Origin of the sequence: Paenibacillus aurantiacus, assembly GCF_042431225.1 — a bacterium.
Lineage (GTDB): Bacteria > Bacillota > Bacilli > Paenibacillales > Paenibacillaceae > Paenibacillus_Z > Paenibacillus_Z aurantiacus.
The window spans coordinates 149,277-161,866 of sequence record NZ_JBHMDO010000048.1 but is presented as its reverse complement, the minus strand read 5'-3'; the positions used below and the strand labels follow the sequence as shown (position 1 = coordinate 161,866).

General features: G+C 54.4%; 10 protein-coding genes. 6 read left to right on the top strand and 4 right to left on the bottom strand.

The genetic code is table 11. The features are described 5' to 3' along the window. Positions 1–23 precede the first annotated feature (23 nt). The 3 genes from proB to ACFFSY_RS31750 form a co-directional block, all read right to left on the bottom strand. Entirely contained in the window at positions 24–1,124 is a 1,101-nt protein-coding gene (gene proB, locus ACFFSY_RS31760) for a glutamate 5-kinase (RefSeq protein ID WP_377501855.1), read from the bottom strand. 371 nt (positions 1,125–1,495) lie between these two features. Continuing rightward, positions 1,496–2,692, bottom strand: coding sequence for a pyridoxal phosphate-dependent aminotransferase (locus ACFFSY_RS31755; protein ID WP_377501853.1), 1,197 nt, complete (start codon positions 2,690–2,692; stop codon positions 1,496–1,498). Positions 2,693–2,823: 131 nt separating this feature from the next. Further along, positions 2,824–3,273, bottom strand: a complete 450-nt coding sequence (locus ACFFSY_RS31750; protein ID WP_377501851.1) for a hypothetical protein — start codon at positions 3,271–3,273, stop codon at positions 2,824–2,826. Between the two features lie 114 nt (positions 3,274–3,387). Between ACFFSY_RS31750 and ACFFSY_RS31745 the strand changes: the two genes are divergently transcribed. Continuing rightward, positions 3,388–4,185 (top strand): carbon-nitrogen family hydrolase, encoded by a 798-nt coding sequence (locus tag ACFFSY_RS31745; protein WP_377502146.1) that lies wholly within the window; start codon positions 3,388–3,390, stop codon positions 4,183–4,185. A 23-nt stretch (positions 4,186–4,208) separates the two neighbouring features. Here ACFFSY_RS31745 and ACFFSY_RS31740 read toward each other — a convergent pair whose 3' ends face one another. Continuing rightward, positions 4,209–5,108, bottom strand: coding sequence for a LysR family transcriptional regulator (locus tag ACFFSY_RS31740; RefSeq protein ID WP_377501849.1), 900 nt, complete (start codon positions 5,106–5,108; stop codon positions 4,209–4,211). A gap of 160 nt (positions 5,109–5,268) precedes the next feature. Between ACFFSY_RS31740 and leuC the strand changes: the two genes are divergently transcribed. The 5 genes from leuC to ACFFSY_RS31715 all read left to right on the top strand — a co-directional run bounded on the left by leuC (position 5,269) and on the right by ACFFSY_RS31715 (position 12,544). After that, positions 5,269–6,690, top strand: a complete 1,422-nt coding sequence (gene leuC / locus ACFFSY_RS31735; RefSeq protein WP_377501847.1) for a 3-isopropylmalate dehydratase large subunit — start codon at positions 5,269–5,271, stop codon at positions 6,688–6,690. Between the two features lie 33 nt (positions 6,691–6,723). Then, positions 6,724–7,317: a 3-isopropylmalate dehydratase small subunit gene (gene leuD / locus ACFFSY_RS31730; RefSeq protein WP_377501845.1), complete on the top strand. Its 594-nt coding sequence runs from the start codon at positions 6,724–6,726 to the stop codon at positions 7,315–7,317. A 296-nt stretch (positions 7,318–7,613) separates the two neighbouring features. After that, positions 7,614–9,137 (top strand): N-acetylmuramoyl-L-alanine amidase, encoded by a 1,524-nt coding sequence (locus ACFFSY_RS31725; protein WP_377501843.1) that lies wholly within the window; start codon positions 7,614–7,616, stop codon positions 9,135–9,137. 10 nt (positions 9,138–9,147) lie between these two features. Then, positions 9,148–9,777, top strand: a complete 630-nt coding sequence (locus ACFFSY_RS31720; protein ID WP_377501841.1) for a GerMN domain-containing protein — start codon at positions 9,148–9,150, stop codon at positions 9,775–9,777. A gap of 16 nt (positions 9,778–9,793) precedes the next feature. Further along, a complete protein-coding gene (locus tag ACFFSY_RS31715; protein ID WP_377501839.1) occupies positions 9,794–12,544 on the top strand; it encodes an S-layer homology domain-containing protein in 2,751 nt (916 codons plus the stop codon). Positions 12,545–12,590: the final 46 nt, after the last annotated feature.

Sequence of the window (12,590 nt, the reverse complement as noted above, 5' to 3'; positions counted from 1 at the left end):
TCTCCCCATTTATTTCGATGTCGCTACTTCAACGTAACCCATTCATCCCGGTGAATGACCTCGATCCGGGTCACGTCGATCCGTCTTTTGACTTCGTCAGAGCCAAGTCCCATGGCGGCTTGCACTTGCCAAGATTCATAATTGACGACGCCACGGCCAATCGTACGCTGCGCGAGGTTGACGACCTCGACGACGTCGCCTGGATGGAATTCGCCGTCGATGGCGCGAATCCCGGCTGGCAGCAGGCTTTTGCCCCGTTCGGTAAGCGCCGATTCGGCCCCTTCGTCCACGACGATCCGACCTTGGGTCGCGGAATGAAAGCCAAGCCATTGCTTCTTCATCGGAAGCGTATGAAGGTTAGCGGCAAAATAAGTTCCTTTCCCGTTTCCTTGCGCGGCTGCCATCAAGTCGCCGCTCTCGGTCACCCGGCCGATGAAAGCAGGGACGCCGCCGCGCATCGCGATTCGCGCCGCCTCGATTTTGGAGCGCATGCCGCCCGTGCCGACGGAAGATCCGGAACCACCGGCAATGCGCATGATGTCTTCCGAAATTTGCTCGACCCGGTCGAGCCGGAGCGCATTCGGATTTTTGCGCGGATCCTCCATATAGACGCCGTCCGTATCGGTTAGAATAAGCAGACGATCCGCTTTAAGCAGGTTGCCGACCAGCGAGGAGAGGGTATCGTTGTCGCCGAATTTTAACTCATCCGTGGCCACGGTATCGTTCTCGTTGATAATGGGGATCATCCGCTGCCGCAACAATTCCTCGATCGTCTTCTGGGCGTTGCCGATCCGGGAGCGGTTAGAGAAGTCCGCGCGCGTCAGCAAAATTTGGGCGACGCCGATCCCGTGCTCAGAGAACGCTTCCTGATAAGCCTGCATAAGCAGCGCCTGGCCGACCGCCGCGGCGGCTTGCTTCTCGTGCAGCAGTTTCGGTCTTGCGGCATAACCGATGCTCTTGAATCCAGCGGCAACCGCGCCGGAGGTGACGAGCAGCACTTGCTGTCCCGCCTTGTGCAAGGAGGCTAATTCATCCGAGAAGAAGCGGATTCGTTCCCGGTTGATGCCACCCTCGTCGGAAGTGAGCGAACTGCTTCCGATTTTGACAACTGTACGTTCCGTCATACGCCGATTCCTTTCCGAGTCGATGATCTGTTCTGTGCGAAACGGGGCAAATAAAAAAACACACTTTCATCCTTTACTTGTATAAAGGACGAAAGTGTGACTTCCGCGGTACCACCTTTGTTGATAGCATGGGCGCAGTATGCGCATGACTATCCATCTCAAGCCTGATAACAGCAGGCGCTGTCCGGCTCGTCACCGGAAGTTCAAGGGTGGGTTTCCACGCCTGCCGCGGTAAATTCTCTCAGCTAATGAATTTACTCTCTGCGCGCGGCGGCTGCTCGTGTACTTGGCCCCATCATCACGTTGAAGTGTTCAATTGTGCATAGCATATCACGGTCGCTGCGAAGCTGTAAAGGCACAAGGGTGCGGGATTATCGGAATAATCCGAGTCGGCCGATCCGGTTGGCGGCCTCAATTAACCGCTCCTCCGAAGCGAGCAGACCCAATCGGACATATCCTTCGCCATGCGTGCCGAATCCGATGCCCGGCGCGACGACGACATCGGCTTGTTCAAGTACGAGATCGGCGAATGAAGCCGATGTATGGCCTTTCGGCACCGGAAGCCAGCAGAAGAACGAGCCGCCCGGTTTGTCTGCTTGCCAGCCGATTTCCCCTAGCGCGCCGAACAAAGCGTTGCGGCGGTTCTCGTACGTTTGGCGAAGCTGGGCCACGCAATCCTGAGGGCCGGTCAGCGCTTCAGCCGCGGCAGCCTGAATTCCGCCGAATAAGCTGCAGTAATAGTGATCCTGGATCAGATTAATCAAGCCGACGACTTCTTTGTTGCCGAGCGCGAACCCAACACGCCAGCCGGCCATATTATAGGTTTTGGACAATGTATAGAACTCGACGCCAACTTCTTTGGCGCCAGGTGTCTGGAGGAAACTGACTGGTTGATTGCCATCAAAACCAAGCGCGCCGTATGCGAAATCACTGGCAACGACAATATTATGCTTGGCCGCGAACGCAACGGTATCCGCGTAGAACGAATCGTCTGCCACGGCGCCTGTCGGATTGTTCGGGTAATTGATGAACATGAGCTTGGCTAGGTCGGCAATTGCAGGCGCGACTGCGCCGTAATCCGGGAGGAATGCGTTGTCCGCCTTGAGCGGCATGTATTCCATTCGGCCACCTGCTAATGCAACGCCCGACCAATAATCCGGGTAACCTGGATCGGGCACGAGCGCAATATCGCCGGGGTTGAGCAGACATTGGCTAATTTCGATCAGTCCGGTCTTGCCGCCGAACAAGATTGCGACCTCCGTCTCTGGATCGAGATCGACATTGTAGTCTTCTTTATATCGCTTGGCGACCGCTTCTTTGAGAAAGGCGAAACCGCTAAACGGCGGATATTTATGGTAAGCGGGATTCGGCGCTTCCGCCTGCAATTTGGCCACGATATGCGATGGCGTCGGTTGGTCAGGATTGCCTTGCCCCAAATTAATGACATCTCGTCCTTTGGCAGCCTGCGCGTTGGCTTTGCGAACCAATCCGGCAAAGAATTGAGCCGGCAATCCCGTCATTCGGTCGGCGGGTTGAATGCGCGTATGTAAAGGTTGTGTCTTGTTCATTCTCTTCACTCCATTCGCTTACATGCTAACTGTCCCGAAAGCTACACATACTTTAACATGATTCCAAATCCGTGTCGATAGCTCGGATTAAGGCGGAGTGAAGAGAGATGAAAAGACGGTCGGCCGAATGTTTACAGCCCGATTTTGCTCATAAAAGGTTTAACATCAACGTTGAGCTGGAATAAGTAAGGCTTGCGATTTTCGTCAAAAATAAGGAGCAGCTTCGGCTTATCCGGGCAGTAGAATAAGAAGACGTCCGTCGCTTGCACGGTCACGCTCCCAGCCTTAATTGAAGCGGGTGCATCAAGCGGTATGCGGAATACATAGCCGCATTTCTCGTCTGGCTGAAGCTGAGGCGCCAGCTCTTTGGCTCCTTTGATCCACGCGCTCGCGATATTCTGGTACTCGGGACTGTTCGGGACCGATTTGACGACTTTGCCTGCCGCGACGTCGAACACTTGCACCGGACGCATCGGCGCGCTGGTTTCCTCCAAGGCGTACGCCGGCGTCACGAACGGGAGGAGCAGCAGCGCCGCGAAGAGCGCTACGGTCAGGGACCATTTACTTTTGAGCTGCGGCATGATCATTCTCCTTCGTAAGTAAAGTGATTGCGCTATTACGGTGCCCATCTTGACAGCGAACCATGAGAAGGTATCATTAGGGAAAACGAATGAAGAGCAAGGGAGTTTTGCATGATGACGACCCGTAAATTACGCCTTGCACTGCTGCAAATGCATGTGGAGGCAGGACATCCGAATGAGAATTTCCGTAAATTGGCCGAACTTCTCGAACAAGCGGTCGACGTTCAGGACAAGCCGGATGTCATCGTGTTTCCGGAAATGTGGAATACCGGTTATGCGCTGGAACGAATCGGGGAGATTGCGGATTTAGACGGAGAACGGACGAAAGCCATGCTTTCGGCATTCAGCCGGAAGCATGGCGTGCAGATCGTCGGCGGATCGGTAGCGGAGAAAAGGGCGGACGGCGTATACAACACGATATACGTGTTTGATGAGAAGGGCGAATTGCAGTCCGACTACTCGAAAATTCACCTGTTCCGTTTAATGGAAGAAGAAAAGCATCTGACCGCAGGCAATGCCATCGGAACGCTGGACGTGGCAGGCGAGAAGGCCGGCATGATGATCTGTTACGATATTCGATTCCCGGAGCTGGCTCGCAGACTAGCGCTATCTGGCGCTAAGCTCCTGTTCGTTCCGGCGCAGTGGCCCAACCCGCGACTGCATCACTGGCGCACGCTGTTGACGGCGCGCGCAATCGAGAATCAGATGTACGTTATTGCGTGCAACCGCTGCGGCACGAGCGGGGAGACGAGCTTCTTCGGTCACAGCATGGTAATCGATCCATGGGGCGAAATCATTGCGGAAGCTGACGACACCGAGACGATCATCAGCGTAGAGATCGATCTTGCGCTCGTTGACGAAGTGCGTGGACGCATTCCCGTGTTCGAAGACCGTAGACCGACTTTATATTAACAATTCATACTGCCGGAGTGGAATTAACCGCCGAAGTGTTCTTCCAGCGTCGTCTGCATCGTATGGATGAACGCTTCGGACGCCTTGGATAGATACCGCCCCTTGCGGCTGGCCATCACGAGCGTCCGTGACGGAGCAGGGTCGCCTAGTGTGAGATAGACCGGCGTATAGTCGCTCCATTTGGCCCTTGTCATCATTTTCGGGACGAACGCGATCCCCATCCCGGTGGCGACGAGCGATTGGACGGTCTCGATGTTCGTGCTTTCGAACACGATACGGGGTTCGAACCCGCCCTGTTGACAGAGGTCAAGCGTGATTTGGCGGAAACCTTGCCCTTGCTTCAGGACGACGAAAGGCTCCTCCGCCAGTTCGCGGAGCCGCACCGGATACGATCGGCCGGCGAAACGGTGACCGGGCGGCACAGCCAGAATAATTTCCTCCTCAATGACGGTTTCGTAGGAGAGCGTGGGGTCTACTGGCAGCGAAAGCAGGCTGAGGTCGGTTTGACCGCTTGCCGTTAACTGCTCGAGCCGCGATGAAGTGTCTTCGACGAGCACGATTTCGATGTCTGGGTACTTCTTGGCGAAGACGGGAAGAACGAGCGGCAGCACGTGCGACCCGGTCATCGGCAGACACCCGACGACAAGCTTGCCTTTACGCATATGGGACAGATCGTCGAGCTCTTGCTTCAGCTGCTCGATGCTGTCCAATATCGTCTGCGCCTTGTCAACGAATACGGTCCCGGCATGAGTCAGCTCGACGGAGTTGGTCGTGCGCCGGAACAGCAGCACGCCGATCTCTTTCTCCAGCTTGGACAATTGCTGGCTGAGAGAGGGCTGCGCGATATGAAGCTTCTCCGCGGCGCGGGAGAAGTTTTTTTCTTTGGCGATTTGGATCACGTACTGGAGCTGGCGAAATTCCATTGTAGGCGGGCACCCCTTGCGAAAATCGAATGTGGAATGACTCATAGTTTGAAGCTATTACAGTTATAGATATTATATCTTAGATCAATGAAGAAGGAAATGCTATGATGACTTCATTAGATGAACAGAGCGATTCAACGAACTTATGAGGTGATTATCCATGACGAAGAGAACATTATTTGAGAAGATTTGGGACAACCACGTCATTCATTCCGAAGCTGGCAAACCGAGTATCCTTTATATTGACCTGCACCTGGTGCACGAAGTAACGTCGCCGCAAGCATTCGAAGGTCTTCGGATGACCGGCCGCCAAGTGCGCCGTCCTGAACTGACATTCGCGACGATGGACCACAACGTTCCAACGAAGGACCGTTTCAACATTACCGACCCCATCTCCAAGCAGCAGATCGATACGCTGACTCAGAACTGCAAAGACTTCGGCGTGACGCTGTACGACCTCGACAGCATTGATCAAGGCGTCGTTCACGTCATGGGTCCTGAGCTAGGACTTACGCATCCCGGCAAAACGATCGTCTGCGGCGACAGCCATACGTCCACGCACGGCGCATTCGGCGCTCTGGCGTTCGGTATTGGCACAAGCGAGGTCGAGCACGTTCTCGCAACGCAATGTTTGCAGCAAGCGAAGCCTAAGACGATGGAAGTCCGCTTCACGGGTCAACGCAAACCAGGCGTAACCGCGAAGGACCTGATTCTCGGCGTCATTGCCAAATACGGAACTGACTTTGCGACCGGCTATGTTATCGAATATACCGGCGAAGCGATTCGCTCGCTCTCTATGGAAGAGCGCATGACCGTTTGTAACATGTCGATCGAAGGCGGCGCTCGCGCAGGCTTGATCGCGCCGGACGAGACGACGTATGAATACCTCCGCGGCCGCGAGTATGCGCCGCAAGGTGAGAAGTTCGACCAAGCGGTCGCGGTTTGGAGCCAGCTTACGACAGATGAAGGTGCGTCCTACGACACGGTTGTTGATTTCGACGTTGATTCGTTGATTCCGCAAGTAACATGGGGCACATCCCCTGGCATGGGTACGGATATTACCGCTTCGGTTCCGAATCCATCCGATCTGCCGACCGAGAATGAACGCAAAGCAGCCGAGAAGGCGCTTGAATACATGGGCTTAACGCCAGGTACGCCAATGAGCGAGATTGAAGTCGATTATGTCTTCATCGGTTCATGCACGAACGGACGGATCGAAGATCTCCGTGCCGCGGCCGAAATCGCTAGAGGCTACAAGGTTAGCGATAAAGTTACCGCGATCGTCGTTCCGGGCTCCGGACGCGTCAAGATTCAAGCCGAGAAGGAAGGCTTGGACAAAATCTTCACGGAGGCCGGATTCGAATGGCGCGACGCGGGCTGCTCGATGTGCTTGGCGATGAATCCAGACGTGCTGCAACCGGGACAACGCTGCGCTTCGACGTCCAACCGTAACTTCGAAGGCCGTCAAGGCCGCGGCGGACGTACGCACCTTGTATCGCCGGCTATGGCGGCTGCGGCTGCCGTTACAGGCAAATTCACGGACGTACGCGATTGGAACATCAAAGCCGAAGTATTCAACTAAGCCCCAGGCGGAATCGAGAGGAGTTACCAAACTATGCAAGCATTCACTCAACTGACGGGTATCGTTGCTCCCGTAGACCGTGTTAACGTCGATACAGATGCAATCATTCCAAAACAATTCCTGAAGCGCATCGAGCGCAGCGGATTCGGCCAATTCTTGTTCTTCGAATGGCGTTGGGACGAACAAGGCAACGTTATTCCGGAATTCAGCCTGAACCAGCCTCGTTACCAAGGGTCGTCCGTGCTGCTGTCCCGCGCTAACTTCGGTTGCGGCTCCTCCCGTGAGCATGCGCCGTGGGCGATTCTGGACTATGGATTCCGCGTCGTCATCGCGCCATCCTATGCCGATATTTTCTACAATAACTGCTTCAAGAACGGCATCCTGCCGATTCGTCTGAGTGAGGAGCAAGTCGAGGAACTGTTCCAGCGCACGCAGAACAACGAAGGCTATGAGCTGAACGTCGACCTCGAGAACAAGAAGCTGAGCGACAACTACGGGCTGGAGATCCAATTCGACCTGGATGAGCACCGTCGCCAATTCCTGCTGCAAGGTCTGGACGATATCGGGCTTACGCTTCAGCACCAAGACAAGATCGCCGCGTACGAAGCTAGCCGCGTGGCATTCTAGAATATTTCACTTTCCCAATCGCCTCTGCTTTTAGCAGGGGCTTTTTATTGTATGACGAACAGGCCAAGGGGCAAAAAGGGAGACATACTAGGACAAATTTAACTGTTCGCACGCAACTTTTTATGACAAAATGCGTCTATGTATTCGTCTACAAGTGTCGGAATGTCGGAGTGATGCACGTCGTAATTCGTTGCCTTCGCAAGTATGCATTCATGCCCATGAAGCGGATGCGAGGCGTTCGCTTCATCTGTTTCTCGCTGCTTACGGAGCACAAAATTCAGTCATCGAGGTGAAAGATGAAGAAGTTAGTATCCGCTGTCATGCTGTTGTCGCTAATCTTTTCGGTATTTTCGGGCGTGGGCGCAAGCGGTGCCGCAGCGGCGGTTTTACCCAAACTGTTCCTGAACGGCATTGAGCTGCAGTCGTCCGTCGCGCCGAAGGTCGTCAACCAACTAACGATGGTGCCGCTCAGGGTTGTATCAGAAGGAATCGGTTTTCAGGTCGATTGGACGAGTCCGACTGTTCAGGTTGGGAATGGTACGTCAAAGATCGTTCTCACGCTGGGCAGCAGCACGGCCGTCGTGAATGATCAAGAAATCAAGCTGGACTCCGCGCCGTTCGCGGAGTCGAACACGACTTTCGTGCCGCTCCGGTTCGTAAGTCAGAATTTGGGGCTCGGCGTAGATTGGGATCAAGCAGCGCAATCCGTCCATTTGTACCAAACCAGCGATCCGAACGCGGGAGCCGGCAACGGCGTCGACGCGGGAAGCTCGACGGGAGGTAGCGAGAGTTCGAATGAATCCGGGCAGACGGATAACGGTTCTGCGAACCCAGGTGATACGGCGTCTAATGGCAGCAATGTCGGAGCTGAAGCCGGCATGCAAGTGAACGCGCTTCTGAAGGCAATCGATTTTGACGGCTTGAACAGCATTTACTTGCCCTACGACGGAACGATGGGAGAGTTGAAGACGACGCTGCTGCATAGTCCGGAGCGAATTGTGTTCGACTTGCCGAATACCGCGTTCGATGCGGGTTTCACAACACCGTTTACGAATGCAGCGTCACAGACAGGCGAGGTTACAGTGGATACGCACGTTTCCTTGCAGAAGATTCGCTTTTCCTTGTTCTCGGACAAGCCCGCTACCGTGAGAGTCGTGTTGGATGTTACATCCGCGACCAATTATGAGGTAGTAAGAGAACCAGGAGCCGTCGTCATCCGCGTATTGGATCCAATTCCTGGCGACATCGCGCCGCCAATCACGACCCCGAATACGGGCAGCGGTGTATATAAAGTCGTAATCGATGCTGGACACGGCGGCAAAGACCCAGGCGCCCCAAGCGTGAACGGCAGGCACGAGAAGGAATTCAACTTCGCCGTTGCGCAGAAGGTCATGGCACTGCTCAATAAAGAAACGCGAATTAAAGGCATTATGACGCGTTCTACTGACACGTTCGTCGAACTCGACGGCCGGGTGAAGATCGCCAATGACGCCAAAGCGGATTTGTTTATTTCCATCCATGCGAACCGCGCCGCATCCGCGAGCGCATCAGGTGCAGAGACCTATTATACGCGGGCGAACAGCAAGGCTTTCGCGGACGTGATGCACAAGCATCTCGTAAAGGGGACCGGTCTGAATGACCGGAAAGTCAGAACGGCCAATTTCCGCGTAATCAAATATACGACGATGCCAGCTGTTCTGCTGGAGTGCGGGTATCTGTCCAACAAGAACGACTCGTCGGTTCTATACAACGACGCGAAGCAAAACCAACTAGCTGCTGAAATCGTCTTAGGAATTAAGGAATATTTGAAATTAAACTAGGAGGGCTTGCATGAAACGTCAAATGGGCGCCAGCTATCTGCTTTGCACCATTCTTGCCGCTTCGCTGCTGCTGACGGCATGCGGAGCCAAGGGCGATGTTAGTTCCGAGCCTGATGCGGTCACAGCCGCTGGCAACGAACAAGCGACCAACGAACAACAAGCCCAACCTGCGCAGGAACAGTCCGAAGAGCAGCAGGAGACGGCCAAATCCGATCAAGAAGCGCCGCAAGTGACAGTGGAAGAAGCGAAAGCTGCCGTTAACGTCTATTACACGGACGAGGAGCAGACGGGACTATCCGAGCGAACTCGCGAGCTTGTGTATAAGGCGAGCGATAGTAAGTCGAAGTTCGAAGCCGCGTTCAAAGCGCTGCAGCAGGATGGAGATAACGGCGAGGTGTCGCTTTGGAAATATGCGGAGCTGCTTCGGGTATCCGTGGATGGACAAGCCGTAACACTCGATATTCATCTCCCTGACGAAGCGAGATTCGGCGCGCCAGGCGAGTCGCTGGCGATCGAATCCTTGACTAAAACGTTTTTTCAATTCGATGACGTGGCCTCCATTGATATTTTGATCGACGGCGAGCAGGCAGATAGTTTAATGGGACATGAAACATTGGATCATCCGATCGTAAAACCATGATGAGGAGCATGCAGGCATGAAGAGACAGACCAAATGGACGACGCGGACTATCACGGCGGCTGCCGCGTTCTCGCTACTGACGACAGGCACATGGACAGGCGGGGTGACGAAGGTGGAGGCTGCGGCTTCCACCACATCCACAACTGCCGCCAATGTCCAAGCAACCGCCACTGCAGGATTCTCCGATGTTTCCGCTGCGCATTGGGCGGCGAAGCATATTGCCAAGCTCGCTTCGCAAGGCATCGTTAAAGGCATTAACGGCCAGTTCAAACCAAACGACAACATCACGCATCAAGAAGCGGTCGTCATGGCCATCCGTTTCATTGGGAAAGAATCCGAAGTGAATCCGGACAGTGCGGTCGTGTTTGCAGCGGGGTTCGAAGTCAGTACATATTTTAAGCCTTACGTGACGAAAGCGTTCGAACTAGGTCTGCTTGATCGCGACGAAGAGTTCAAGCTGGCACAGGACAACCCGGACACGGCATGGGGATCCGCGAAAGCTTCTCGTGAATGGGTCACCAAATTGATCGTCAAGGCAATCAATGAACAAAAGAACGCCGAAAGTCTGGCTTCGTCCGCTTCCAGCTTCCAGGATAGCGCTAAGATCGGCTCCAACTATGTGGGGTACGTCAACGCCGGCGTTGAGCTGCAGCTCATCAAAGGGGTTACGGCGGAGAAGTTCGATCCGAAGGGCTTTATCACCCGAGCGTCGATTGCCACGATCTTCAGCCGCGCAGAGGCCAAGTATACCGTCAAGTATGCCGGTCAAGCAGGCGGCATTGCCACGAAGCTGTCGAAAGACGGTATTGCTTTGTACGACGGTGGCAATGAGAAAACATACCAAATCACGTCGAACACGCTTATTTACAGATACGATTCCGAGCAATTGTCTTCGCTGGACAAATTAACGTTGTACACCAATTATTTGGTCATTGCGGACAGCAATAATAACGTCCTTTATTTGGAACAGATGAACGATGAGCAGCAAGTGGAGAAAGTTTCCGGCGTTGTCGACCGTGTGCTTCCAAGCTCCAATACGGTCTGGATCTGGGTGAATGATGAACCGGTCAAAATCACGTACGATGCCAAGACGACCGTGAAAGATGGCAGCGGTAGCGTCGTCTCGATCGCAAGCTTGGCCAAGGACAGCAAAGTCGTCGTGACCCGGGACAAATTCCGAGCCACCCAGCAGACGTTAGCGATTGAAGTGGAGTCGGCTCCGGTCAACAAGACCGTAGAGGGTGTCGTCAGCGGCGTGTCGGCTTCGACCTCGACCATTACCGTCGTTGATCCGGCTACGGATGCTTCTTCAACATTCAGCGTTGCATCCGACGCCGTTATTGTCTGGCAAGGATCGTTGGTGGCTGAAGGGCTGGCCGGTATTAAGAACGGCGACACAGTCACGGTGGAAGTCAAGAACAGCAAAGCGACGAAGATTACGGTCCAGCAGACGTCCGCGCTAAGTGTTACGGGAAGCTTCGTTCGCGCTGACGCAGCCAGTATGACGATCAACTATACGCGTAACGGTGTGCTGGAGGCGAAATACGTCGCCGATAATGTAGAGGTTCTAATCGACGGGCTTACCGGCGCGACGCTTGCGGACCTTCAGAAGGATGACCAGATCCAACTGACGTTGAACGGCCAACAGAAGGTCACCTCGATCAAGGCGATTAATCGGTCCGTTAAAGTGGTCAACGGCGCGACGATTCTGAGCTTCGATGCCGATTACAATGCTCTTCAAGTTCGCGATTCCGTGACGAATGCGCTCGTGTCCGTTTATTTGACCGATACGACCCGCGTAACGTCTAACGATAGTACGATTCCGCTTGCGGCGGCCAAGACGATGCTGGTCAAGAATCGCAAAGTGTCGGTCGGCTACGTGAACGACAAGGCCGTATTCGTGCAGTTCGTCACGCAATACTCAGGCAAAGTGTTGTCCGTGAACGCGACGACGAAGCAGGTCAAACTCGATCTTGGGAACAACTCGTCGCTTACGCTTCCGATCACCTACGATACCGTTGAAGTCCTGGGCAAGACGAACGCCACGCTCGCTGACATTAAAGTTGGCGATACAGTGACAGGGGTATTGAACACGGAGCAGAATCAGTTCCTCTCGATTCGCCTGCATAAGCAGGTCCAAGGAGAAGTCGTATCGGCATCGGATTCCGCGAAGAAGCTGACGATCAAGGCCAATGACGGTACGACGAGCGAAGTCTCGACCACGGCCATGAAGCTGCTGGGTGAATCCGGTGAGAACGCGAATCTGAGCGCATTCGCCGCAGGCAAAATCGTCAACTTGTCCTATGTAGGCACGACTCCTGCGTCTGCCCAGCTCGTATCGGTCAAAGTAGGCAAAGTGACCAGCGTTGCCGCCGACAAGATTACCTACACCGACTACAGCGGCGCGGTCAACACGGAGTCGCTTGCGAGCAGCTATAGCGTCGTGAAGAACGGCACCACGTCAGCCAGCGCTTCGGTACTGGCCGCCGGCGACCGCGTGGAAGTCCGCAAGGACGCGAACGGCGCGCTTCTGATTACCGCGCTTACAGGACTGAACAAGACATTTGACCGTTACGACTCGGCTACGGGAACGTTATACGCAAGACTGTCTTCGCTGTCGGATAACAACTACACGTTTGCGGTCACGTCCGCGACCAAGGTGACGCAGGGCGATGCCGTCATCGCGCTGTCATCGCTTGCCGCGGATAACAAGCTTGTAATCTATGTCTACCAAGGAAAAGTTCTTGAAATTGTCAAGGTTTCATAATCGTGACCCAAAAGCTGTTTCGTCTTCGTGGCGGAACAGCTTTTTT

What these genes read in the sequence shown, in the direction of transcription:
- proB (WP_377501855.1), bottom strand. Translation starts at nt 1,124, where the DNA reads ATGACGGAACGTACAGTTGTCAAAATCGGAAGCAGTTCGCTCACTTCC.
- ACFFSY_RS31755 (WP_377501853.1), bottom strand. Translation starts at nt 2,692, where the DNA reads ATGAACAAGACACAACCTTTACATACGCGCATTCAACCCGCCGACCGA.
- ACFFSY_RS31750 (WP_377501851.1), bottom strand. Translation starts at nt 3,273, where the DNA reads ATGCCGCAGCTCAAAAGTAAATGGTCCCTGACCGTAGCGCTCTTCGCG.
- ACFFSY_RS31745 (WP_377502146.1), top strand. Translation starts at nt 3,388, where the DNA reads ATGACGACCCGTAAATTACGCCTTGCACTGCTGCAAATGCATGTGGAG.
- ACFFSY_RS31740 (WP_377501849.1), bottom strand. Translation starts at nt 5,108, where the DNA reads ATGGAATTTCGCCAGCTCCAGTACGTGATCCAAATCGCCAAAGAAAAA.
- leuC (WP_377501847.1), top strand. Translation starts at nt 5,269, where the DNA reads ATGACGAAGAGAACATTATTTGAGAAGATTTGGGACAACCACGTCATT.
- leuD (WP_377501845.1), top strand. Translation starts at nt 6,724, where the DNA reads ATGCAAGCATTCACTCAACTGACGGGTATCGTTGCTCCCGTAGACCGT.
- ACFFSY_RS31725 (WP_377501843.1), top strand. Translation starts at nt 7,614, where the DNA reads ATGAAGAAGTTAGTATCCGCTGTCATGCTGTTGTCGCTAATCTTTTCG.
- ACFFSY_RS31720 (WP_377501841.1), top strand. Translation starts at nt 9,148, where the DNA reads ATGAAACGTCAAATGGGCGCCAGCTATCTGCTTTGCACCATTCTTGCC.
- ACFFSY_RS31715 (WP_377501839.1), top strand. Translation starts at nt 9,794, where the DNA reads ATGAAGAGACAGACCAAATGGACGACGCGGACTATCACGGCGGCTGCC.